The sequence below is a fragment of the Prauserella muralis genome (genome assembly GCF_003202285.1).
GTDB lineage: Bacteria > Actinomycetota > Actinomycetes > Mycobacteriales > Pseudonocardiaceae > Prauserella_B > Prauserella_B muralis.
This window is the reverse complement of the sequence record NZ_MASW01000001.1, coordinates 1,965,638-1,985,262: the sequence shown is the minus strand read 5'-3', so window position 1 is coordinate 1,985,262 and position 19,625 is coordinate 1,965,638. Positions and strand designations below refer to the sequence as shown.

Genomic DNA, 19,625 nt, shown 5'->3' with positions numbered 1-19,625 from the left:
TGCTTCACGGCCGGCGCACTCCCGGTGGCCGGCCCGGCATCGGTGCCACGGCTGAAGGCTCCTCATGCGGCATCCCTGCCGGTGCCGTTCTTCCCGGCGCCCGCGTGCTGCTCCCGCTTCTCCTCCGCGCCGTTGACGCCGGCGCTGCCGTCGCGCGCGTCCTCGGGCTCGGCCGCGTCCTGGTCGCCGTCGGCGGCCGCCGCCCTGCCGAGCAGCTGCTCCTCGGTGAGCCCCATCTCCAGCTCCGCCGCCAGCTCCAGGTCCTCCTCGAGCTCGTCGTCCGGCGGCGGTTCCGGCACGTGGTACTCGGGTTCCTCGTCGCCCCGGGCCGTGCCCGGTTTCTGCGGCTTCTCCTGCACCGCGCCCGGTGTCGTGTCGAGCGCCGACCGCAGATGCTCCAGGTGCGGCCCGGAGAAGTCCACGCGGATGCGTTCCACGCCGCCCGCGCCGTCGCCGAAGATGAACTGCCGCGGATCGCGGTCACGCTGCAGCTCGCGCTGCGAGCCCGGTCGCCTGCCCAGCGCCGAGACCACCTGCTCGTACCCGACGCCCACCGGCACCTTGAGCAGGCGCAGCGCGTCGGCCTGGGCCTCGTCGTCGTCGAGCCTGCCGACGAACACCGAGTCGAGCAGCGCCACGAAGCCCTGGATGCGGAGGAAGTCGGCCGGGATCTGCGACGACAGCAGGACCCGGACGTTCCACTTCCGCGAGTCACGGGCGAACCGGTTCATCAGCACGCGGCCCGTGGGCACCTCGGACAGGAAGAACGCCTCGTCGATCCAGACACCCTTGCGGAGGTCCTTCGACTTCTCGTACACCGAGCGCTGGGTGAGCCACGCCGCCAGGTTGAGCATCTCCACGCCGAGGGCCTCGGCGTCGGTCCAGTGCTCGCGGCCCACGCCCTCCTTCGGCAGCGTCAGCCCCGCCATGGTGAGCACGGTGAGCCGGTCGTCGCGGGTCTCCGAGTACGGGTCGGCGTCGGTCTCCGGTATCAGCAGGGACATGCGTTCCCGCAGCTCGTCGAGGAAGTCGGCGACCACGACGGCGTGCTCGTGGTGCTCGCTGGAGTCCCGTCGCAGCGCGTCGATCACCTGGCCGGGGTCGGCGTCGTAGCGCCCGCCGACGGTGCGCACGGCCCGCAGCAGCACGATGCGCGTCTGCGGCATCCTCGCCACGTCGTAGGGCAGCACGCCGGTCAGCACGTCCAGCACGAGGCGGCGCCGCGTCGCGCCGGCCAGCGCCCGCTCCCGGCGCCAGGCCCGCTCCGGATCCTCCTCGTCCATGAAGTGCTCGAGCAGCGGCTCCGCCACCACCCGGTACGGGTTGAGGATGCCCGGCTGGGCGTTGAGCAGGTTGATCGGCCGCGCGTACGGGCGCAGCTCGGGCAGCTCGCACAACCGCGACAGCGGTCCGGACGGGTCCAAGATCGTCCAGTGCGCCCCCGCGCGCATGGTCTTGTAGACGATGCCGCCACCGAGGAACGACTTGCCGCCACCGAGCCCGGCGACCATGGCGGTGAGGCCGGAGCCGTCGCGGATCTCCTGCGCCATCCACGGGTCCCAGGCCACGGGCCGCCGGGTGGCGGTGCAGGTCTCACCGAGCAGAATGCCGCGCCGGTCGCCGACCTCCGCGGTGGCCGTGGGCACCGCCGAGGCCGCCCACACCACCGAGCCGCGGCGCATGTAGGCGCCGGAGGCCAGCGGCTCGCCGGGGATGAACTCCCTGGCCATCGCGTACTGGGCCTCGGGATGCTCGATGGCGATCTTCGGCTTGTAGAGGTCGAGCAGCTGCTGCGCGAGCCGCAGTGCCTCCCGCTCCGAGGGACCGGACACCGCGAGCCGCCACCACGACCGCACCCGGGTGGCCAGCGCCGTGAAGCCCGAGGTCATCTCGTCGTCGATCTCCAGCACCCGCGAGGCCTGCCGGGCCAGCGACTGCGGTGGCTCGAGCTCGTGTTCGTCGGTGTAGTGCTTGACCTGCGAGCGCACCTTGTTCATCTGCCGCTGCAGCTCGCCCGCGACCTCCTCGGGCCTGCGCACGTAGATGCGCGCCGACCACTCGACGGCGGCGGGCAGCCGGTCGGCGTGCTGCACCCACGGGTCATCGACCTCGGGGATCTGCAGCCCGTGCATGAGTCCGACCGTGAGCACGGCGACGTTGCGCTTGACGCCCGCGTTGGAGCCGGTGCGCCCGCGCACGGTCACCGTCGGGGCGTAGGGGTCGCAGTGGAAGTCGGCGGCGTCGGTGAAGCTCGCGAGGTCCTCGGGCTCCCACGTGGAGCCGGGCACGGCGGGCAGGTTCCTCGGCGCGGGCAGGCCCAGCGAGCACGAGCGGTGCATCAGCCAGGACATCTCCTCGGCGTGCACCGGGCGGCCCTCCAGCCCGGAAGAGCCGATCACCTGGTCGAGGTGCTCGACCTCGGAGTCGAGGGCGACGAGCTCGGCGTCGACGAACTCGGGCGCGATGCGGCGCAGCAGCGGCGCGGCGCGCTCCACCGCGCGGTCGACCACTCGCCGGGTCTGCACCTGGACGCCCAGGTAGACCTCCTTCTCCGCCATCGAGCGGCCCATGAGCTGTTGCTGCTCGCCGATGAGGTAGTCGTCGAAGGACAGCGAGCCGGGCACGTCGGAGGGCCGGTTGTGCGCGTTGTGCACGTGGGCCTCGGCCCACATCCGGATCGGGTACGGCCGGTTGGTCACGCGCAGGTGCAGCCAGCGGCCCTGCAGCTCGGCGTACTGGCCCGCGATGGCGGCGATCACGTCACGGCGCTGCGAGTCGGAGCGGAACGACCAGCGCTGCGGCGCCAGCCGGTACCACGCGTACACCTCGTGGCCGGTGCGCAGCAGGTGCCCGTCGATGGTGCGCGCCGCGATGGACGGCGTGTAGGTGGGTATGGCCTGCTCGCCGGGCAGCCGCCGGCCGCGGCGACTGCCCTCGGCCTGCCTCGACTGTGCCGGCTGCGTTGCGTCCCGGCTGCGGTCGCGACCGAACAACGACTACCTCCCGGCCGGCGCCGGGGATCGGCGGCGGCGCGCTCGTGCTGTGTCAGTACCGAACCCCGGGTGGGGACTCTGTCGGGACGGCCCGCGAGCGGGACCTGGTCGCCCGCGCTTGGCTTTGGGCCGGGGTCGCTCGGTTCTCACCTTGATCTTGCTGGCGCTGGCCGCCCCTCCCGTGCCGCTCGTGCGCTCGCGGGGGGCGTGCAGTTCCCGCAGCCACATCGCGAACACCGAGGACAACGGCCGTTCGTGGCTGATCTTGGCCGTGATCAGGCGGGTCAGGGCGATGGTGATGACGAAGGCCCACGCGGTCGAGAAGAAGCCGAAGCCGAAGCCCAGCTGCCGCTCGACCCCGAGCACCACGAGGAACAGTGGAATGCCCACGCCCCAGGCGACATAGCGGGCACGCCACGGAAACGTGGCCTTCGGCGGGCCGAGCCAGACGGCGTCGACCCGGTAGACCTCGTCATCGGTACGGATACGCACTGCGGCGCGTCCCGCGTCAGCCGGTGAACAAGCCGGCGATCCATTCGCCGACATCGACACCGAGACCGCTCACCGCCAGGCCGATGATCGCGAGCGCGACCACCACACCGGCCAGCCTGCGCATCACGCCGGCATTGTCGCCCTTGCCGCCGCCCAGCCAGAGCAGCAACAGCGCGACAGCGAGCAATACGAGCGGAATAATGTTGTCGATCAGCCAGGCCCGCACACCTGTCGTGCCGAGCTCGCCGCTTTGCGCCAGCGTCGCAAGGGTCATCGTGGTCATCGCGTACTCCCGAGTGCCCGGAGTGTGGTGCCCGGCGCACAGGTGTGCGTCAGGCAGAGGTTCCAGCACTTGCCGTGTTCAGACAACATCATGGCGTTACGACATGTAGGGGTCAAAGGGCACCGGAGCGAGGCCGCCACTCCACCCGGCACACATCGCGATCGCACTCACTGAAACTCGTCCGTCCTCCATCATCGCCGTATCGACGTTCAGGTTTAACCCTGTCCACCCGGATTTCCTAGTGTGCGTATGGACTCACTCACACGCGTAGATCCTTCTTACTGTGGGTACTGGGTGGTCCCCGAAAAAGAGGGCGGTAACAGTGAACCATGCCCCGATCGGGCTCTTGCCAACGAGCCGGTTCGTGACTGTCCTCGGCAACACACACCGATTTGACAACCAGCCGAACGAGCGATCCGGGCTACGCACAGCATACAGCTGCCCCCGATTTCGACGACGGAGAGTCAGGCTTAGCCCGTTGTGGGGGTTTTTCACCCGGCCACTCACCGGCGGGCGGCAAAGAGGTCCGGCGGGAACGCCCCCGCCGCCACCGCGGCCCGGCTGAGCTCCCTCGCCAGTTCCCGGATGCGTCCGGCCTTCTCCGCTCCCACCCTCTGCCAGGGCACGGCGGCCGCGGCGTTGGTCTCGTCCTCAATGCGTTCGCGTTCGCGCACGCCGGCGTCGGTCAGCGCCCCCGCGGCGTCGAGCAGGCCCCGCTCCCGCAGGCCGTCCACGGCGGCCGTCCACTGGTCGTCCGACCAGCCACGCCGCTTCTTGGCCGCCTCCTCGCGGAAGCCCTGCCCCGTGGCCGTGTGGGTGACGAGCGCGTCGAGGCCGCCGAGACCGTGACCGACCAGCACCGCGATGTGCCCGTCACCGCGGTACTCGCGCAGCAGTGAGGCGCCGTGCCAGAGCGTCTGCACCGGACCGGCGGGCCAGTCCAGCTCGGCGTGCCCCGCGTAGAGCGGCCTGCCCTCGGGCGTGCAACCCTGCGCCGCCTCCCGGACGAGCCCGGCCAGCTCGGCGAGGCGGTCGGAGCCGGCGAGCTCGTCGCCGAGGAGCCTGCGCAGCGCGGCTTCGGCCGCCTGGAACCGGGCCTCGACGATCTTCGCGGGCTCGGCGAGCGTCCAGGCCCTGGGGATGTGCCGCGCGACGAGCTCCGGGTTGAAGCTGTAGAACGTCGCGCTGACCACGCCCGCGTTGACGGGGCCGAGCGGTGCCGAGCGGCTCGCGAAGTACGCCATCCGGCCGCCTTCGAGCCCCAGGTCGGAGAAGGCCTGCTCGGCTTCGGGCGCGAAGTAGACCATGGAATGCAGGGGTTCGAGGACGCGGTGGCACTGGGCGGCGGCGGTGCGGGCTTCGGTTTGGTCCATGAGGCGGAGGGTAACGGCGCGGGCGCCTCAGCGGGACCGGTCGAGGTCCTCGCGGGCGAGCCGGGAGAGCCGCGCGAGTGCGCGCAGGAAGACGGCGCGCTCGTCGGCGGGGAGCCGGCCGAGCCAGCGCTGTTCGCCCTGCTGGATGCTGCGCTGCACGTCGTCGCGCAACCGCCTGCCCTCGCCGGTCAGGCGCAGCAACCGCGCCCTGCGGTCGGCGGGATCGGGTTCGCGCTCGATGAGGCCACGTTCCTGCAGGGTGTCGAGCACGCCGATGATGCGTGTCTTGTCCGCGCCGATGGCCTGCGCCAGCGCGGCCTGGGTGCGCACGGGCTCGTCGCCGAGACCGCACAGCACGGCGTAGCCCCACATGCTCAGGTCGTGCTCGGCCAGCACGGGCTGCTCCGCGGCCACCAGCACCTGCACGAGGGGCCCCAGCATCGCGGCGAGATCGTCGCGCCTGCCGTCGGGCTGCTCGGGCATGGCGACAGGTTAGTCGCCTTGACTTATGATAAGCATCAGCATATCGTATGCTCGTGCTTACCATTGGCTGGGAAACTCTGCTAGGTCTGCACGAGCGCGCGGTCCGGGAGACGATCGAGCTGGTACGGCGGGTCCGCCCGGAGGACCTGGACCGGCCGACGCCCTGCACGGAGTGGACGCTCGACGAGCTGGTGTCACACATGACGACCCAGCACTACGGCTTCGCGGCGGCGGCCCGCGGCCATGGCGACATCGATGCGGTGTGGCGGCAGCCGCCGCCCGGTGAGGACCACGCTGCCGAGTACGCGCGGGCGGCCGAGGACGTGCTGGCGGCCTTCGCGGCGCCGGGCGTCTCCGGCAGCGAGTTCGCGCTGGCCGAGTTCGGCGCCGGTGTCACAGCGCCCGCGCCGTTCGCGGTGTCGGCGCATTTCGTGGACTACGTGGTGCACGGCTGGGACGTCGCGCGCAGCCTCGGCCTGCCGTTCGCCCCCGACGGCGACATCGCCGAAGCCGCGTTGCGGGTCGCGGAGCAGGTTCCGGACGGCCCCGAGCGGAAGGAGCAGGGTGCGTTCTTCGGTCCTGCCCTGCCCGGTTCCGGCGCCACGGACTCGTTCGAACGGACGCTGCTGTTGCTCGGGCGCTCCCCCACCTGGCCGGGCTGAGGGGCTGGGCAGCGGCGGCTCAGTCGGGATCCGTGGCGGCGAGGTAGCGGGCGCCGACGCGGAGCTCCTGCAACGCGGACGTGAAGATGCTGAGTGCCCTGAGGTCCTCGCCCCGGTGGCGCTCGATCACCCGCACGATCAGCTCGCTGGCTTCGCGCAGCTCGTCTCGGTCTTCGGCGCTGACCATGGTTCACCATCCCCATCGGGGTCGCCCACGTCTCGTGTGGGCGGCAATCGGCCTGTCCTTGGTCGCGGAACCGGTTCTTCGCGTGTCCCGATTCTAGGCCGGGTGGGCGACAATTTCGGGCCGCAACGCCCCCGCCGCAGACGGTGTGGCGAGAATGTCCTTCTGGCGAGTGAGAGCCGCGCCCGCCGGGCACATCATGGGGATGAGTGCTTTCGCACGATCTCGAGTTCCGGGAGCGGGGATGAGACGCAGGCCCCTCGAGTCGTCCAGCCTGCGTGCGGCGGGCTACGACGGCGCCCGCAGGGTGCTGGACGTCGAGTTCCACACCGGCCGGATCTACCGGTACTTCGCCGTGCCCCGGGAGGTCTATACCGGCCTGCTGGCCGCAGCCAGCAAGGGCCGCTACTACAACGCGCACATCCGCGACAACTACGACTACGACCGCCTCGCCTGACGCCCCGCGGACGGGAGCAAGGGACCTTTACTCTCGTTTCGCGGGAGTAAAGGTCCCTTGCTCCCGGTTTCAGCGAGGCCCGCGGACGACCGAGTCGGCTCCGGCACAGACCGTTCCGGCCCGGGACCAGCGCTACAGCGACCCGGGAATGTCTGCGCGTGGTACGACCCGCCGCGGGGCCGCGAGCGCTCGTGCGTCGGCTGCCGGCATGACGGCACCGTGGCCGTCGTCCGAACCGAGCAGTCGGGCTACGTCGCTCGCCTGCACGGCAATGGAGCTTCCGTACCGGCAATCCACGACCTGCAGAGCATCACCTCTCGCGATGCTGCGTCGACTGCCGTCGGCGCAGGTGTAGCGCCAGATGCGGCGGTCGCGGTGCCACTCGGACAAGCTGCGGTCCATGCCGCGCTCGTCGTCGTAGATCGCGAGGTACAGCTCGCCGCTGCCGTAGCTCGTGCGGATCTTGGTGAGCTCGTAGAGCTTGACGTAGTTCGACTTCTTCAACCGGCTTCGGCGCCACTGCACCCAGTCCGCACCCGCCGAGATCGTGTCGATGTTGAACGGGTTCGACATCAGGTATGAGCCCAATGATGATGATCAGCCAGATTTGCCACGGCCTGAACGCGTTCAGCCCGAAGTCGTTCAGCAGTGACAGGACACCCGTGCCGACAACCAGGAACACGAAGGAGAACGCCGCCCTGGCGAGCCCCGCCTTCGAGGTGTCCTTCCACCATGCCAGCAGGTGGCTTGGGCTTGCGGGACAGGGCCATGTCGCGGAGGGGGTCGGCCTCGGGGTGCTTGTCGTTGCCGGTGTAGCCCGGCGCGTGCGGTGGGAACGGCTTGCCGGTCTCCGAGTCCGGGCGGCGCGGCAGGCCGTCGCCGGTGCTCGACGTTCCCTCTGGCGTCGTGGTCAACCTCTCGTGCGCTACTCCGGGTTGACGATATCGGCAACCCACTGCCCGGCGATCCCGCCAAGCACGCCGCCTGCGGTGCCGACCACCAATGCTCCGATCGGGCCCCCACCGAGCCGACGAGGGCGCCGTACGCCCAGCCGGCAGCGGCGCCGCCGGCAGCCGACGAGGCGATGACGACTCCGGTGTCCGAGAGGGCCTTACCCCACGATTGCTCGCCCTTGTAGGCACCGATGCCTTCGTTTCACGGCGACCAGGAGCCCGCCTGCGTACGACAGACCTTTCAGGTAGCTACGGCTGTTCTCCAGCACCTTGCTCGCACCGGGTTCGAGGTCAGACAGCGCACCTTTGCCGGGATAGGCGGACAAGGCATCCCGTGCCCACTGCGGTACGTGCTTGACGTATCGCCCGTACTCGTCGGCTTTGGCCTAGTAGTACTCGGTGCCGGCGTTCGTGGCGGAAACGTAGGTGACGAGCGTCTTCTGGAAGTTCTCGGGCAGGTGATGGAACTTGCCGAGCGCGAAGTTGGTGAAGTCGGCGCCGGTGTTGCGGAAACGGTCGGCGAGCTTCGAATACTCCAGCCGGCTGTTCTCCATGCTCGCGACGAAACTCCGCGAGTGCGACGCGGTCGTGAAACCCAGCGAGACGTAGTCGTCGGCGGGCTTCGAGTTCCGGAAGGCCTGTTGGAGGGCGTTGTGCGCGTTGCCTTCCTGGTAGCGGGCGTCGGTGACGATGGCCTTGCACTCGTTGTAGACGGCCGCCTTGGCGTTGTAGTCGGCCACGGCAGCGTTGTGCGCGGCGATGGCCTTCTTGTTCTCCGCCATCACCTGCCGCGCATGAACGGCCCCTCGATCCTCAGGCCGCCGAGGCTGGCCTTGCCGCGCGCATCGTCCATGCGCCGGATCACGCCACCCAGCGCGTCGGCGAAGTCCCGCAGCGCCCGTTCCATCCTCCCGGCCTGCTCGCCGAGCCGCTGCCCGGTCCCACAGGAGGCGGCCAGCGCGGTGAAGGTCGAATAGCCCACGACCACGCGTTGACCGGTGGCCAGCTCCCACAGCTCGATCGCGCTGTCCGGCTCCCGCTCCACCGTCGACACCAGCACACCATCGGGCGCCGACTCGGCGACCTCGACCGGCGTCAGTACGCGAACCCGCGCCGGTCGACCCGAACCGGGCACGTCGCGCTCGGCCGCCCCGTGATCCTCCACGTGCTCCGCACCTGCAGAGTCCGATCTCCCACCGAGAGTAATGGACAATGACGGTGCGCAACCGGTTCTCGCAGATCCTTGGGGCTCGCCGTGAACCGAACGGTCCGGTCCTCCGGCCAGCGACGATCCGCCGGATGGCCGCGCAACGGCCGGTCTCGCCGAGGGCGGGCGGCAGGGGGCGGACGAGTTGGCATGTAAGCCGGATTCTGTCCCGCGGCTGCCGTGCGGCGCCGCGACGAGCGACCATCCATCTCGGCCTGCCGTTGCCGGCAGGCTCCAGCGGTCTACCCGCAGGCATCGGACGGGCCGCCCTCGAACGCCTGCGCAGGGGCCGAAACCCCCTCTTGACCTTGCTCCGGGTGGGGTTTACCGAGCCGTCCCGGTCACCCGGGACGCTGGTGGTCTCTTACACCACCGTTTCACCCTTACCCCGCGCCAGGCGCGGGGCGGTCTGTTTTCTGTGGCACTGTCCCGCGGGTCACCCCGGGTTGCCGTTAGCAACCACCCTGCCCTGCGGAGTCCGGACTTTCCTCGGTGCCGTCCCTCCCGGGAACGGCATCGCGGCCGCCCTGCCAACTCGTCCGCCCATCCAGCCTACTCCCCGCACCCCGCCGAACCGGGAGCAAGGGAGGTTTACTCCCGCCAAACGAGAGTAAAGGTCCCTTGCTCCCGTCTTGGGCATGGTGGGCAGGAGGGCTACTGGAGGTGGGAAATGTCGTTGACGAGGCGGACGGAGGCGTTGCCGTCCGGGTAGAAGTCGGCGATCGAGAGTGATGCCGGGTCCAGGTGCAGGCGGAAAAGCAGGGACGGGCCCGCGTCGAGGCCCAGGCGCAGCAGTGACTTGATGGGCGTCACGTGGCTCACCACGACCACCGTCCGGCCCGCGTAGCCCGCGAACAGCTCGTCGAGGACCTTGCGCACCCGGCGGTGCACCTCGTCGAAGCTCTCCCCGCCGGGAGGCGGCACCGACGTGTCGCTCATCCACTTCCGGTGGATCTCCGGGTCGCGCACGGCGGCCTCGCCGAACGTGAGGCCTTCCCACGCGCCGAAGTCGGTCTCGACCAGCCCGGGGTGGGTGCTCACCCGGCCACCCGCCGCGTCGGCGACGGCCTGCGCCGTCTGCATCGCGCGCAGCAGCGGGGAGGCCACGACCACGGGATCGTCGACGAGGCCGTCCATCGCCGCCAGCCGCGTGGCCGCCGCCTCGGCCTGTCCGCGCCCGTGCTCGGTCAGCGGCACGTCGCCGCGCCCCGAGTAACGGCGCTCCACCGACATCTCCGTCTGGCCGTGCCGCAGCAGCAGGAGCCTCGTCGGCGTGCCCGTCGCCCCCGTCCAGCCCGCCGGCGACGTCCGGTCGGGACCACCGTGCCCCTCGGAGACCTCCTCCGGTTCGGGGTCCGCGCCGCCCGCTCCCGACTGGGTGTCCATGGCCTCGTTGGCCAGCCGGTCGGCGTGCGCGTTCTGCGCACGCGGGATCCAGTCGTAGCGCACCCTGGCGAACCCGGCCGCGAGGTCCCTCGCCCGCTGCGCGAGTGGCTGCAGCGCTGCGTTCTTGATCTTCCAGCGGCCGGACATCTGCTCGACCACCAGCTTCGAGTCCATCCGCACGTCTACAGTGGACGCACCCGCCTCCGCGGCGGCCTCCAGGCCCGCGATCAGGCCGCTGTACTCGGCGACGTTGTTGGTGGCCACGCCGAGCCCGGCCTGCCGCTCGGCGAGCACCCGGCCGGTCTCCGCGTCCTTCACCACCGCGCCGTAGCCCGCGGGCCCCGGGTTGCCCCGCGACCCGCCGTCGGCCTCGACGACGACGTGCTCGGTCACAGGCCGGACTCCAGTGTGCGCACCAGGATGGCGCCGCAGTTGTCGCAGCGAACGACCTCGTCCTCGGGCGCCGCCTTGATTTCGGCGATGGCGTTGCGGTCCAGCTCCAGCTGACACGCGCCGCACTTGCGGGATCGCAGCAGCGCCGCGCCGATCCCCCGCTGCTCACGCACCCGCTCGTAGAGCTTCAGCAGGTCCTCCGGGAAGCGCGGCAGCAGCCCGGCGCGGTCGGCCTCCCTGCGCGCCTGCGTGGTGTCGAGGTCGGCGATCGCCTCGTCGCGCCGCTTCGCGGCATCGGTGAGGTCCTGCTCGGCCTTGTCCACCTCGGCGGCGGTGCGCTGGGCGTCGGTGTCCACGGCCTCCTTGCGCTCCATGAGCTCCAGCAGGTCGTCCTCCAGCGCCGCCTGACGGCGCGCCAGCGTGTCCAGCTCGTGCTCGAGGTCGGTCAGCTGCTTGGCCGACACCGAACCCGACTGCATGAGGGAGCGGTCGCGGTCGGCGCGGGCCCGCACGGACTCGACCTCCCGCTCCTGCCTGGCCACCTCGCGCTCCAGGTCCGACGCCGAGGTCTGCACGGCCACCAGCGCATCCTTGCGCTCCCTCAGTGTCTTCTCCGCCTCGGCGATCTCGGTCAGCTCCGGCAGGGTGCGGCGGCGGTGCGCCACCCTGGACAGCTCGGCGTCGACCTTGGCGAGCTCCAGCAGCTGCCGTTGCACTGCGGCGTCAGCCTTCACAATGCCCTCTCTCTCACGCTGTCAGGTTCCACGGATCGGTGCACCGCGTGGAGACGTGAACCTCGACGTTACCCGCACCCCGGATCACCTCGGCGGCTTGCCCGCACCACGGCCACTCGCTTGCCCAGTGCGTCACGCCGACCAGCGCCGGCACCCGCCCCAGCCGCTCCAGGTGCTCCCCCGCGGGGTGATGCCGCAGGTCGGCCGTCACATAGGCGTCGACCCCGGCCTCGGTGGCCGCGCCGAGGTAGCCGTCGCCCGCGCCACCGGACACCGCGACAGTCCTGATCGGACGGTCGGGATCACCCGCTCCGTGGACGCCGGGCCGGGTTGCGGGCAGCGCGGCGGCCACCCTGCGCACGAACGTGCCGAACGGTTCCGCCTCGGCCAGTTCACCGATGCGGCCGATGCCGGTGTCGCCGCCGGGGTGCGGTGCGAGCGGGCCGGTCACCCGCAGCCCGAGCGCGGTGGCGAGCGCATCCGAGACGCCAGGGTTGGCGGAGTCGGCGTTGGTGTGGGCACAGAACAGCGCGATGCCCTCGCGGATCATGCGGTGCACGAGCGCGCCCTTCGCGGAGTCGGCGGGCACCCCGTGCACGCCGCGCAGCAGCAGCGGGTGGTGGGCGACGATCATCCGCGCGCCGAGCTCGACGGCCTCGTCCACGGTCGCGGCGACCGGGTCGACGCACACCAGCACCCGGCCGGCGGGCTCAGCGGGGTCTCCGCACACCAGCCCCACTGCGTCCCACGATTCGGCGAGGTCAGGCGGGTAGGCCGCGTCCAGCGCGGCGATCACGTCGGACACTGTGGCTGGCATGGGCCGATCCTCGCATGCGCCCGCGTGCTCTAGGCCAACCGTCTGAACTTGCCCTCGGACGGCTGAGCGCCACCGGTGATCATCGCTAGCCTCGTACGGTCGTGCCCTGCTTACCGAGGAGTGTTATGACCACCGCTCGCGAAGCACCTGACATCCTTTCCCCCGACTTCGCCGCCAACCCCTACCCGGCCTACCGGATCATGCTGGAGGACCATCCGCTGATCTGGCACGAGCCGATGAACAGCTACATCATCAGCCGCTACTCCGACGTGGCGCGGGCGTTCAAGGAGCCGGTGTTCACCACCGACAACTACGACTGGCAGCTCGAACCCGTCCACGGCAAGACGATCCTCCAGCTCAGCGGGCGTGACCACGCGGTGCGGCGCGCGCTCATCGCGCCCGCGTTCCGCGGCCAGGAGCTTCAGCACAGGTTCCTGCCGGTGATCGAGCGCAACGCCGCCGAACTCATCGACGGCTTCCGCGAGCGGGGCACCGCCGACCTGGTCACCGACTTCGCCCGGCACTTCCCCATCAACGTGATCGTGGACATGCTGGGCCTCGACCGCACCGAGCACGCCCGCTTCCAGCGCTGGTACACCTCGATCATCGCGTTCCTCGGCAACCTGAGCCAGGACCCGGACATCACCGCCGACGGCCTGCGCACCCGCGCCGAGCTCGCCGAGTACATGATCCCGGTGATCCAGCGGCGCCGCGGCGACCTCGGCGACGACCTGCTGTCCCAGCTGTGCGCCGCCGAGGTCGACGGCGTGCGGATGAGCGACGAGGACATCAAGGCGTTCGTCAGCCTGCTGCTCGCCGCCGGGGGCGAGACCACCGACAAGGCCATCGCCAGCATCTTCAAGAACCTGCTGGAGCACCCGGAGCAGCTGCGCGCCGTGCGGGAGAACCGCGCGCTGATCCCGAAGGCGTTCGCGGAGACCCTGCGCTACAGCCCGCCGGTGCACATGATCATGCGCCAGCCCGCCGAGGACGTCGAACTCAGCGGTGGAGTCGTGCCCGCGGGCAGCACCCTCACCTGCCTCATCGGTGCCGCCAACCGCGACCCGCGCCGCTACGCCCACCCGGACGCGTTCGACATCTTCCGCGACGACCTGCCCACGGAGACGGCGTTCTCGGCGGCGGCCCAGCACGTGTCGTTCGCGCTGGGCCGCCACTTCTGCGTCGGAGCGCTGCTGGCCAAGACCGAGGTGGAGGTCGGCGTCAACCAGCTGCTGGACGCGATGCCGGACCTGGAGCTGCTCGACGGGTTCACGCCGTCCGAACAGGGCGTGTTCACCCGTGGCCCGGCATCCCTGCCGGTGCGGTTCAGCGTCCGCCGAGCGGAACGTACGCCGGTGTGAAGGTGACGGGCAGGCTCACCAGCCCGCGCATCCACACCGACGGCTGCCAGCGCAGCTGCTCCGGGTGTACCGCCAGGGTGAGATCGGGCAGGCGGTCGAGCAGGACCTCGACCGCCGCCTTGGCGATCACCTCGGCCAGCTCGGGCGCGGGCCAGGGGCAGCCGTGCTCGCCGTGGCCGAACGACATCTGCGCATGGTTGCCCGCGGCGCCGCCGCACGAGTGCAGCTGCGGGTCGGCGTTGGCCGCGGCGAGGCCGAGGATGAGCAGGTCGCCTGCCCGCACCCGCTGGCCGCCCACCTGGGTGTCGCGGGTGGCGAACCGGCCGATGAAGTTCTGCGTCGGCGTGTCCTGCCACAGCACCTCGTTGAGCGCCTGCCCGACGCTGGCCCGCCCGCCGGCCAGGGTCGTGGCGAAGCGGTCGTCGGTGAGCATCAGCCGGATGGTGTTGCCGATCCAGTAGCTCGTCGGCTGGTGCGCCGCCGCGATGATGACCACGAGGTCGAGCAGGATCTCCTCGTCGGTCAGCCCGGAGGGATGCTCGATCAGCCGGGTGGGCACGTCCTCGCCCGGCTGCCTGTGCTTGAGCTCCACCAGCCGCGCCATGGCCTCGGCCACGCGCTGATGCGCGGCGGCGGACTCGGCGTCGGCGTTGACCGACAGGGTGATGTCGCGCACCAGGGACGGGATGTCGGCCTCCGGCATGCCGTACATGCCGGCCGTCACCAGCAACGGGATCGTGGAGGCGTACTGCTCCATCAGGTCGGCCTCGCCGGTGCCCGCGAACGTGTCGATAAGCCGGTCGCCCGCCTGCTCGGCCAACGTACGCAGCTCGAACTGGTCCACTTCGGCCAGTGCGTCGCTCACGGCGCCCGCGCGCCTGCGGTGCTCGTCGCCCTCGGTGAACATCAGCGAGGGGTTGTAGGCGACGAACCCCAGCTGCGGCCAGTCGGCGGGCACGTTGTCCCACTGGTTCCAGCGGCGCGTGTCGCGCGCGAACAGCTGCGAGTCGCTGGTCACCTGGTGCACCTCGCGGTAGCCGCACACGAACCACGCCGGAAGGTCGCCGTCGAGCAGCACCGGTGCGACGGGGCCGTACTCCCGTTTGATCCGCGCGTACAGGCCGGCCGGGTCCTGCTGGAACTCCGGCCCGTACAGCCGCACGGCGCCGGTGTGCGTGAGCTGGGCGTCGGTCATGAGACGGTCTCCCGGGCGGTAGACAGGGCGTAGAGGTGGTCGACGAGCGTGATGAGCACCCGCTTGGACGACTCGCGCACGCGCGCGTCGCAGTCCACGAGCGGGACGTCCCGGGACAGCGTGAGCGCCTCGCGCAGTTCGCCGAGGCTGTGCTCCTCGCTGCCGGGAAAGTTGTTGCGGGCCACGATGAACGGCGTGCCGTGGTGCTCGAGCCGGTCGATGGCGTACCAGGAGTCCTCGATGCGGCGGGTGTCCACGAGCACCACGGCGCCGAGCGTTCCGGCGAACAACCGGTCCCACAGGAACCAGAAGCGTTCCTGACCGGGAGCGCCGAACAGGTAGAGGATCATCTCCTCGTTGAGGCTGATGCGGCCGAAGTCGAACGCCACCGTGGTGGTGGTCTTGTCGGTGACGGCCGTGTTGTGGTCGACGCCCACACCGGCCTGCGTCATGGTCTCCTCGGTGTTGAGCGGGCGGATCTCGCTCACCGAGCGGACCATCGTGGTCTTGCCCACGCCGAAGCCGCCGACGACGACGATCTTGAGACCGTCCGTCGCCGTGCTGCGCAGCGGGGTGCGGCCCGCCGGGTCGGCTCTGCCGTGGGCCTCAGAGATTGTGGAGTCCAACGAGCACCTTCTTCAGGAATGCGGCGTCAGGCAGTTGCGCGCTGGCGCGAGGCGAAGACGGGTGGCGGGCCGAGACGTGGCCGGAACCGAGCAGGTCCGACACGAGGATCTTGACGACGCTCACCGGCAGGTTCAGCTCCGAGGCGAGCTCGACGACGGCCGTCGGGTACCGGCACGTGCGCAGGATCCGGACATGCTCGGACTGCATGCCGGGCACCGGATCGGTCTCGCTGACGATGAGCGTCACCAGGTCGAGGTCGGGCTCGTCCGCGCGGCTGCGCCCGCCGGTGACGGTGTAGAGCCGGTCGGGGTCCTCGCTGTCGACGGCCTCGCGGATCATCATGCCGGCTGGTTGGTGGGCTGCTGGTGGCGTGGCGGCGAGGTGAGGAACGCGCCGATCTGCTCCACCAGCTCGTCCATCCTGTGCCCGATGAGGCCGACGTCGGCCTCCGGTGCCGCGAGCACCGCGAGGTGGGCGCCCTCGCCCGCCTCCACGATGAACAGCAGCCCACCGTGGAACTCCGTCATGGACTGCCGCACCCCACCGGTGCCGTCGCCGAACTCCACCGACGCGCTCTGCGAGAGGGCCTGCACCCCGGCGGCGATGGCGGCCAGCTGGTCGGCCCTGTCCACGCCGAGAGAGGCGGTGTGGCACAGCTTGAGGCCGTCCCTGGACAGCACCAGGGCGTGCGTGGCGCCCGGCGTGCTCTGCACCAGGTTCTCCAGCAACCACTCGAGGTTCGGGTTCGTCGTGCTCATGACACCAATCTCTTGCTAGCTGCCCTGGTTGGCAGACGGGCCACTGTCGGGTTTGTGCGCGCGCGTGCCCTGCCGGAAGGCACCGAACCGGGCGCCGGCGTCGGTGCGCGGTTTCGGTGGTTGCGACGCCGGTGCCTGCGAGGGCTGCGGCGTGCCGGCCAGGGTCTGTCCTCGTTGCCGTTTCGGCAGGCTGCGGGTGCGGGGCTGCTGCGCGGAACCGCCGTCGGCGCGCTCGTCACCGTCGAGCACCGCGGTGACCGCGCCCGCCGACGCGGGGGCGCCGGGCGCGGCATGGTGGCCGCCGCTGTCGCGTGAGGGCCGCGGCAGGCCCGCCGCGGACTGCGGTGCGGTGGGCCGGAAGTCGTGCCGTGGCTGCGTGACGAGGTGGTTCGGGATGCGCAGCACCACGCCGGTGCCGCCCCGCGACGACGGGCGGAAGAACACGTGCAGCTCGTGCTTGCGGGCGAGACAGCCGACGACGGCGAGCCCGAGCCGCGTGCCGGACAGCTTCGTCAGGTCGAGCGGTTCGGTGGCCGAGACGGCCTTCTTGGCACGCTCCAGCGCCTGCGGCTTCATGCCGAGGCCACCGTCCTCGATGGTCACGACGACGCCGGTGTGCAGCTCCTCCACGTAGACATGGACTTCCTCCGTCGGCGCGGAGAACCTGGTGGCGTTGTCCATGAGCTCGGCGAGCGCGTGCATGACGTCCTCGGCCGCATAGCCGACGATCGCGGCCTGGCTCGCCGAGTGCACGCGAACCCGCTGGTAGGCGCGGATCCGGCTCATGGCGCCCCGCAGGATGCTTTCCATGACAATGGGTTTGGTCCAGCGCCGCCCGGAGCGGGCCCCCGTGAGCACGGCGATGCTGTCGGCGAGCCTGCCCGCCTGCGCGGTGCTGTGGTCGAGTTTGAGCAGGTCGCCGAGAACCTCCTCGGAGTGCCGGTTCTCCATGTCGCGCAGTTCGGCGAGCATGCTGGTGGCCAGTGCCTGCACGCGGCCCGCGGCGTTGGCGCAGGCGGCCATGGCGGCTGCCCGCTGCCGCTGCCCGAGACCGATCTCCTTGGTGAGCAGCTCCACGATGCGCTGCTGGGTTTCGTTGTCCGGCAACGACAGTTCGGAAAGGACGGTGCCGGCCGGCGCTCCTTCTCGCAGCCTGCGGGCGGCGGCCGGCAGCGTGTCGTCGGCGAGCTCGGCGAGGCCGGCCTCCAGCGTGTGCACCCGCTCGCGTGCCCCGCGGACCTGCTGGTCGCGGTAGACGGCGACGGTCGCGGCCGCGCACAGCAGGGCGGCGGTGATCCCGCCCGCGAGTGCGACGAGCAGCCGGTGGTCCGCGGGAGTCTGCAGCGTGGCCCACACCCACACCCCACCGGTGACCAGCACCGTGACGAGCAGGACGAGCAGGGCCCGGTTCAGCGGAGAGCGCTCCGCGCCGGCGCGGTTCGCAGTGGACAGGGAAATGGGAGCCCCCAAAGTACCTGTGGGTGTCTGCCTGCTCCCGCCTGTGCGGGCGGGACTCGGGCCGTTGACGAGACCGGGAGCTTAGTACGACTGGACCACCGAGGGGAACCGGTTCGGGCGAACGTCGTCCCCCGAATTCCGGCCCCCCACCGCCGCAGCAGGCTCCCCAATGCCACATTCGTAACGTTCAACTTCCCCAATGCGGCATTCGCTCCACTGGATGGAGCGAATGCCGCATTGGCTCCACCCAGTGGAACAAATGTGGCATTGGGGAGCTTGGGGCGCGGCCCTCGCCTTCGGGGCGTTCGGGCATCAGGGAGACTGGCGGCATGGCTGACCAGCAGGGCAGGAAGCCCACCGCCAGTCCGCTGCGGATCGTGTTCGTCTGCTCGGGCAACATCTGCCGCTCGCCGATGGCGGCGCTGGTGTTCCGCGAGCACCTGCGCCGCGCCGGGCTCGGCGACGCCGTGCACGTGAGCAGCGCGGGCATGGGGCCGTGGCACGCGGGCGAGCCCGCCGACCCGAGAGCACGGGCCACACTGGAGCGCGCAGGCTATCCGGTCGACCACGTGGCCGCCCAGATCGGCGAGGCCGACCTGGACGCCGACCTGTTCCTCGCCGCGGACACCGGGCACCTGCGTGACTTGCGCAGGCTGGTCGGCGACCCGGACAGGGTGGTGCTGTTGCGCGAGTTCGACCCCACGGCACCGCCCGGCGCCGAGATCCCCGACCCGTACTACGGCGACGGCGACGGCTTCACCGACGTGCTGGGCATGATCGAGCGCGCGATGCCCGGCCTGCTCGACTGGGTGCGCGAGAACCGATGACATCACGCGAAGCGGTGCGCGCCGTCGAGCGCCACGTCGGCGCCACGCCGGGACACACCTACGCGCTGGGTGGTGACGCCGTCCTGGTGAGCCTGTCCCGCGGCGGCCAGGTGGTCGCCAAGCGCGGCGCGGGCGCGAACGCCGCCCGCGCGGAAGCCGCGGGGCTGCGCTGGCTGGCCGAGCACGGCGACGTGCCCCTGCCCGGCGTGCACGGCTACGACGAGCAGTGGCTGGTGATGGACTACGTCGCGCCCGGCGCGCCGAGCACGGCCGCGGCCGAGGAGTTCGGACGCGGGCTCGCCGCACTGCACCTGCGCGGAGCGCCCGCGTTCGGCGCGCCGCCGCCGGACGGGCCTGCCGACGCGTGGATGGGCCTCGCCCCCATGCGCAACGAGCCGCACGACGACTGGGCGAGCTTCTACGCGCGGCATCGCATCGAGCCCTACGTGCGGTCGGCCGTCGAGCAGGGCCTGTTCTCGGAGGACCACGCCGCCGTGTTCGACGACGTGTGCGCGCGGCTGCCGGAGCTCGCCGGGCCGCCGGAGCCCCCGGCGCGGCTGCACGGCGACGCCTGGAGCGGCAACGTGCACTGGGCGGCCGACGGCAGGGCCTGGCTGATCGACCCCGCCTCCTACGGCGGGCACCGGGAAACCGACCTGGCGATGCTCGGCCTGTTCGGCACGCCCCTGCTCGAGCACATCCTCGGTGCCTACGCCGAGGCCGCACGCGACGCCGGTACCCCGCTCGCCGAAGGATGGCGTGACCGAACCGACCTGCACCAGCTGTTTCCCCTGCTCGTGCACGCGGTGTTGTTCGGAAGCGGGTACGCGCGGCAGGCGGTCGCGGCCGCACGGCGCGCACTGCGCGCCTGACGCACGCCGGCTCCGGGAGGAGAGCACACACCGTCTCCCCATCCGGTCACCCGCTCGTGCGCGACGACGAGGGCACCCACCGACGAGGTACGGGAGCCGGGCCGTGCGCC

Annotated in this window: 22 protein-coding genes and 1 other RNA gene; 5 read left to right on the top strand and 18 right to left on the bottom strand. The window is 71.1% G+C overall.

Features of this window, described 5'->3' with window-relative positions; all coding sequences use genetic code 11:
* Nucleotides 1-62 precede the first annotated feature (62 nt).
* From BAY60_RS10565 to BAY60_RS10545, 5 genes are all read right to left on the bottom strand, one after another.
* On the bottom strand, nucleotides 63-2,993 hold the full coding sequence (locus BAY60_RS10565; RefSeq protein WP_112280542.1) for an ATP-binding protein: 2,931 nt from the start codon (nucleotides 2,991-2,993) through the stop codon (nucleotides 63-65).
* Between the two features lie 3 nt (nucleotides 2,994-2,996).
* Nucleotides 2,997-3,485: a hypothetical protein gene (locus tag BAY60_RS10560; RefSeq protein ID WP_112280541.1), complete on the bottom strand. Its 489-nt coding sequence runs from the start codon at nucleotides 3,483-3,485 to the stop codon at nucleotides 2,997-2,999.
* 16 nt (nucleotides 3,486-3,501) lie between these two features.
* Nucleotides 3,502-3,768 carry a hypothetical protein gene (locus BAY60_RS10555; protein WP_112280540.1) on the bottom strand — a complete coding sequence of 89 codons (267 nt, stop codon included), beginning with the start codon at nucleotides 3,766-3,768 and terminating at the stop codon, nucleotides 3,502-3,504.
* 503 nt (nucleotides 3,769-4,271) lie between these two features.
* On the bottom strand, nucleotides 4,272-5,141 hold the full coding sequence (locus BAY60_RS10550) for an SCO6745 family protein (protein ID WP_112280539.1): 870 nt from the start codon (nucleotides 5,139-5,141) through the stop codon (nucleotides 4,272-4,274).
* 27 nt (nucleotides 5,142-5,168) lie between these two features.
* Nucleotides 5,169-5,624 carry a MarR family winged helix-turn-helix transcriptional regulator gene (locus BAY60_RS10545; RefSeq protein WP_112280538.1) on the bottom strand — a complete coding sequence of 152 codons (456 nt, stop codon included), beginning with the start codon at nucleotides 5,622-5,624 and terminating at the stop codon, nucleotides 5,169-5,171.
* A 53-nt stretch (nucleotides 5,625-5,677) separates the two neighbouring features.
* On the opposite strand from BAY60_RS10545, the gene BAY60_RS10540 reads away from it, so the two are divergent.
* Complete coding sequence (locus BAY60_RS10540) at nucleotides 5,678-6,286, top strand: TIGR03086 family metal-binding protein (RefSeq protein WP_211330219.1); 609 nt, start codon at nucleotides 5,678-5,680, stop codon at nucleotides 6,284-6,286.
* A 19-nt stretch (nucleotides 6,287-6,305) separates the two neighbouring features.
* On the opposite strand, the gene BAY60_RS37040 is transcribed toward BAY60_RS10540, so the two are convergent.
* Complete coding sequence (locus tag BAY60_RS37040; RefSeq protein WP_170160345.1) at nucleotides 6,306-6,473, bottom strand: hypothetical protein; 168 nt, start codon at nucleotides 6,471-6,473, stop codon at nucleotides 6,306-6,308.
* A 241-nt stretch (nucleotides 6,474-6,714) separates the two neighbouring features.
* Between BAY60_RS37040 and BAY60_RS10535 the strand changes: the two genes are divergently transcribed.
* Entirely contained in the window at nucleotides 6,715-6,927 is a 213-nt protein-coding gene (locus BAY60_RS10535) for a KTSC domain-containing protein (protein ID WP_112280536.1), read from the top strand.
* A gap of 132 nt (nucleotides 6,928-7,059) precedes the next feature.
* Here the strand turns inward: BAY60_RS10535 and BAY60_RS10530 are convergent, their stop codons facing one another.
* From BAY60_RS10530 to BAY60_RS10500, 7 genes are all read right to left on the bottom strand, one after another.
* Nucleotides 7,060-7,500 carry a hypothetical protein gene (locus BAY60_RS10530; protein WP_112280535.1) on the bottom strand — a complete coding sequence of 147 codons (441 nt, stop codon included), beginning with the start codon at nucleotides 7,498-7,500 and terminating at the stop codon, nucleotides 7,060-7,062.
* Nucleotides 7,501-8,266: 766 nt separating this feature from the next.
* Nucleotides 8,267-8,662, bottom strand: a complete 396-nt coding sequence (locus tag BAY60_RS10525) for a hypothetical protein (protein WP_112280534.1) — start codon at nucleotides 8,660-8,662, stop codon at nucleotides 8,267-8,269.
* Nucleotides 8,662-9,045, bottom strand: a complete 384-nt coding sequence (locus BAY60_RS10520; protein ID WP_112280533.1) for a hypothetical protein — start codon at nucleotides 9,043-9,045, stop codon at nucleotides 8,662-8,664. The genes BAY60_RS10525 and BAY60_RS10520 overlap by 1 nt, the downstream gene beginning before the upstream one ends.
* A gap of 179 nt (nucleotides 9,046-9,224) precedes the next feature.
* Nucleotides 9,225-9,625: RNase P RNA component class A (rnpB, locus tag BAY60_RS10515), an RNA gene on the bottom strand.
* 116 nt (nucleotides 9,626-9,741) lie between these two features.
* Nucleotides 9,742-10,866, bottom strand: a complete 1,125-nt coding sequence (locus BAY60_RS10510; RefSeq protein ID WP_112280532.1) for a bifunctional RNase H/acid phosphatase — start codon at nucleotides 10,864-10,866, stop codon at nucleotides 9,742-9,744.
* Nucleotides 10,863-11,600, bottom strand: a complete 738-nt coding sequence (locus BAY60_RS10505; protein ID WP_112280531.1) for a zinc ribbon domain-containing protein — start codon at nucleotides 11,598-11,600, stop codon at nucleotides 10,863-10,865. Before BAY60_RS10505 ends, BAY60_RS10510 begins: the two co-directional genes overlap by 4 nt.
* A gap of 13 nt (nucleotides 11,601-11,613) precedes the next feature.
* Nucleotides 11,614-12,417 (bottom strand): Nif3-like dinuclear metal center hexameric protein, encoded by an 804-nt coding sequence (locus BAY60_RS10500; RefSeq protein ID WP_112280530.1) that lies wholly within the window; start codon nucleotides 12,415-12,417, stop codon nucleotides 11,614-11,616.
* 125 nt (nucleotides 12,418-12,542) lie between these two features.
* Between BAY60_RS10500 and BAY60_RS10495 the strand changes: the two genes are divergently transcribed.
* Nucleotides 12,543-13,778 (top strand): cytochrome P450, encoded by a 1,236-nt coding sequence (locus BAY60_RS10495; RefSeq protein WP_112280529.1) that lies wholly within the window; start codon nucleotides 12,543-12,545, stop codon nucleotides 13,776-13,778.
* On the opposite strand, the gene BAY60_RS10490 is transcribed toward BAY60_RS10495, so the two are convergent.
* The 5 genes from BAY60_RS10490 to BAY60_RS10470 are packed head-to-tail and all read right to left on the bottom strand — an operon-like array spanning nucleotide 13,744 to nucleotide 17,759.
* Nucleotides 13,744-14,973, bottom strand: a complete 1,230-nt coding sequence (locus BAY60_RS10490; RefSeq protein ID WP_112280528.1) for a cytochrome P450 — start codon at nucleotides 14,971-14,973, stop codon at nucleotides 13,744-13,746. The genes BAY60_RS10495 and BAY60_RS10490 overlap by 35 nt on opposite strands.
* Nucleotides 14,970-15,599, bottom strand: a complete 630-nt coding sequence (locus BAY60_RS10485; RefSeq protein WP_112280527.1) for a GTP-binding protein — start codon at nucleotides 15,597-15,599, stop codon at nucleotides 14,970-14,972. The genes BAY60_RS10490 and BAY60_RS10485 overlap by 4 nt, the downstream gene beginning before the upstream one ends.
* Nucleotides 15,580-15,939 (bottom strand): DUF742 domain-containing protein, encoded by a 360-nt coding sequence (locus tag BAY60_RS10480; protein WP_112280860.1) that lies wholly within the window; start codon nucleotides 15,937-15,939, stop codon nucleotides 15,580-15,582. The genes BAY60_RS10485 and BAY60_RS10480 overlap by 20 nt, the downstream gene beginning before the upstream one ends.
* Nucleotides 15,939-16,358: a roadblock/LC7 domain-containing protein gene (locus BAY60_RS10475; protein ID WP_112280526.1), complete on the bottom strand. Its 420-nt coding sequence runs from the start codon at nucleotides 16,356-16,358 to the stop codon at nucleotides 15,939-15,941. The genes BAY60_RS10480 and BAY60_RS10475 overlap by 1 nt, the downstream gene beginning before the upstream one ends.
* A gap of 15 nt (nucleotides 16,359-16,373) precedes the next feature.
* Nucleotides 16,374-17,759 (bottom strand): sensor histidine kinase, encoded by a 1,386-nt coding sequence (locus BAY60_RS10470; RefSeq protein WP_211330290.1) that lies wholly within the window; start codon nucleotides 17,757-17,759, stop codon nucleotides 16,374-16,376.
* A gap of 386 nt (nucleotides 17,760-18,145) precedes the next feature.
* Between BAY60_RS10470 and BAY60_RS10465 the strand changes: the two genes are divergently transcribed.
* Both BAY60_RS10465 and BAY60_RS10460 read left to right on the top strand, forming a co-directional pair.
* Entirely contained in the window at nucleotides 18,146-18,643 is a 498-nt protein-coding gene (locus BAY60_RS10465; protein ID WP_112280525.1) for a low molecular weight protein-tyrosine-phosphatase, read from the top strand.
* Nucleotides 18,640-19,515 (top strand): fructosamine kinase family protein, encoded by an 876-nt coding sequence (locus BAY60_RS10460; protein WP_112280524.1) that lies wholly within the window; start codon nucleotides 18,640-18,642, stop codon nucleotides 19,513-19,515. Before BAY60_RS10465 ends, BAY60_RS10460 begins: the two co-directional genes overlap by 4 nt.
* Nucleotides 19,516-19,625 lie beyond the last annotated feature (110 nt).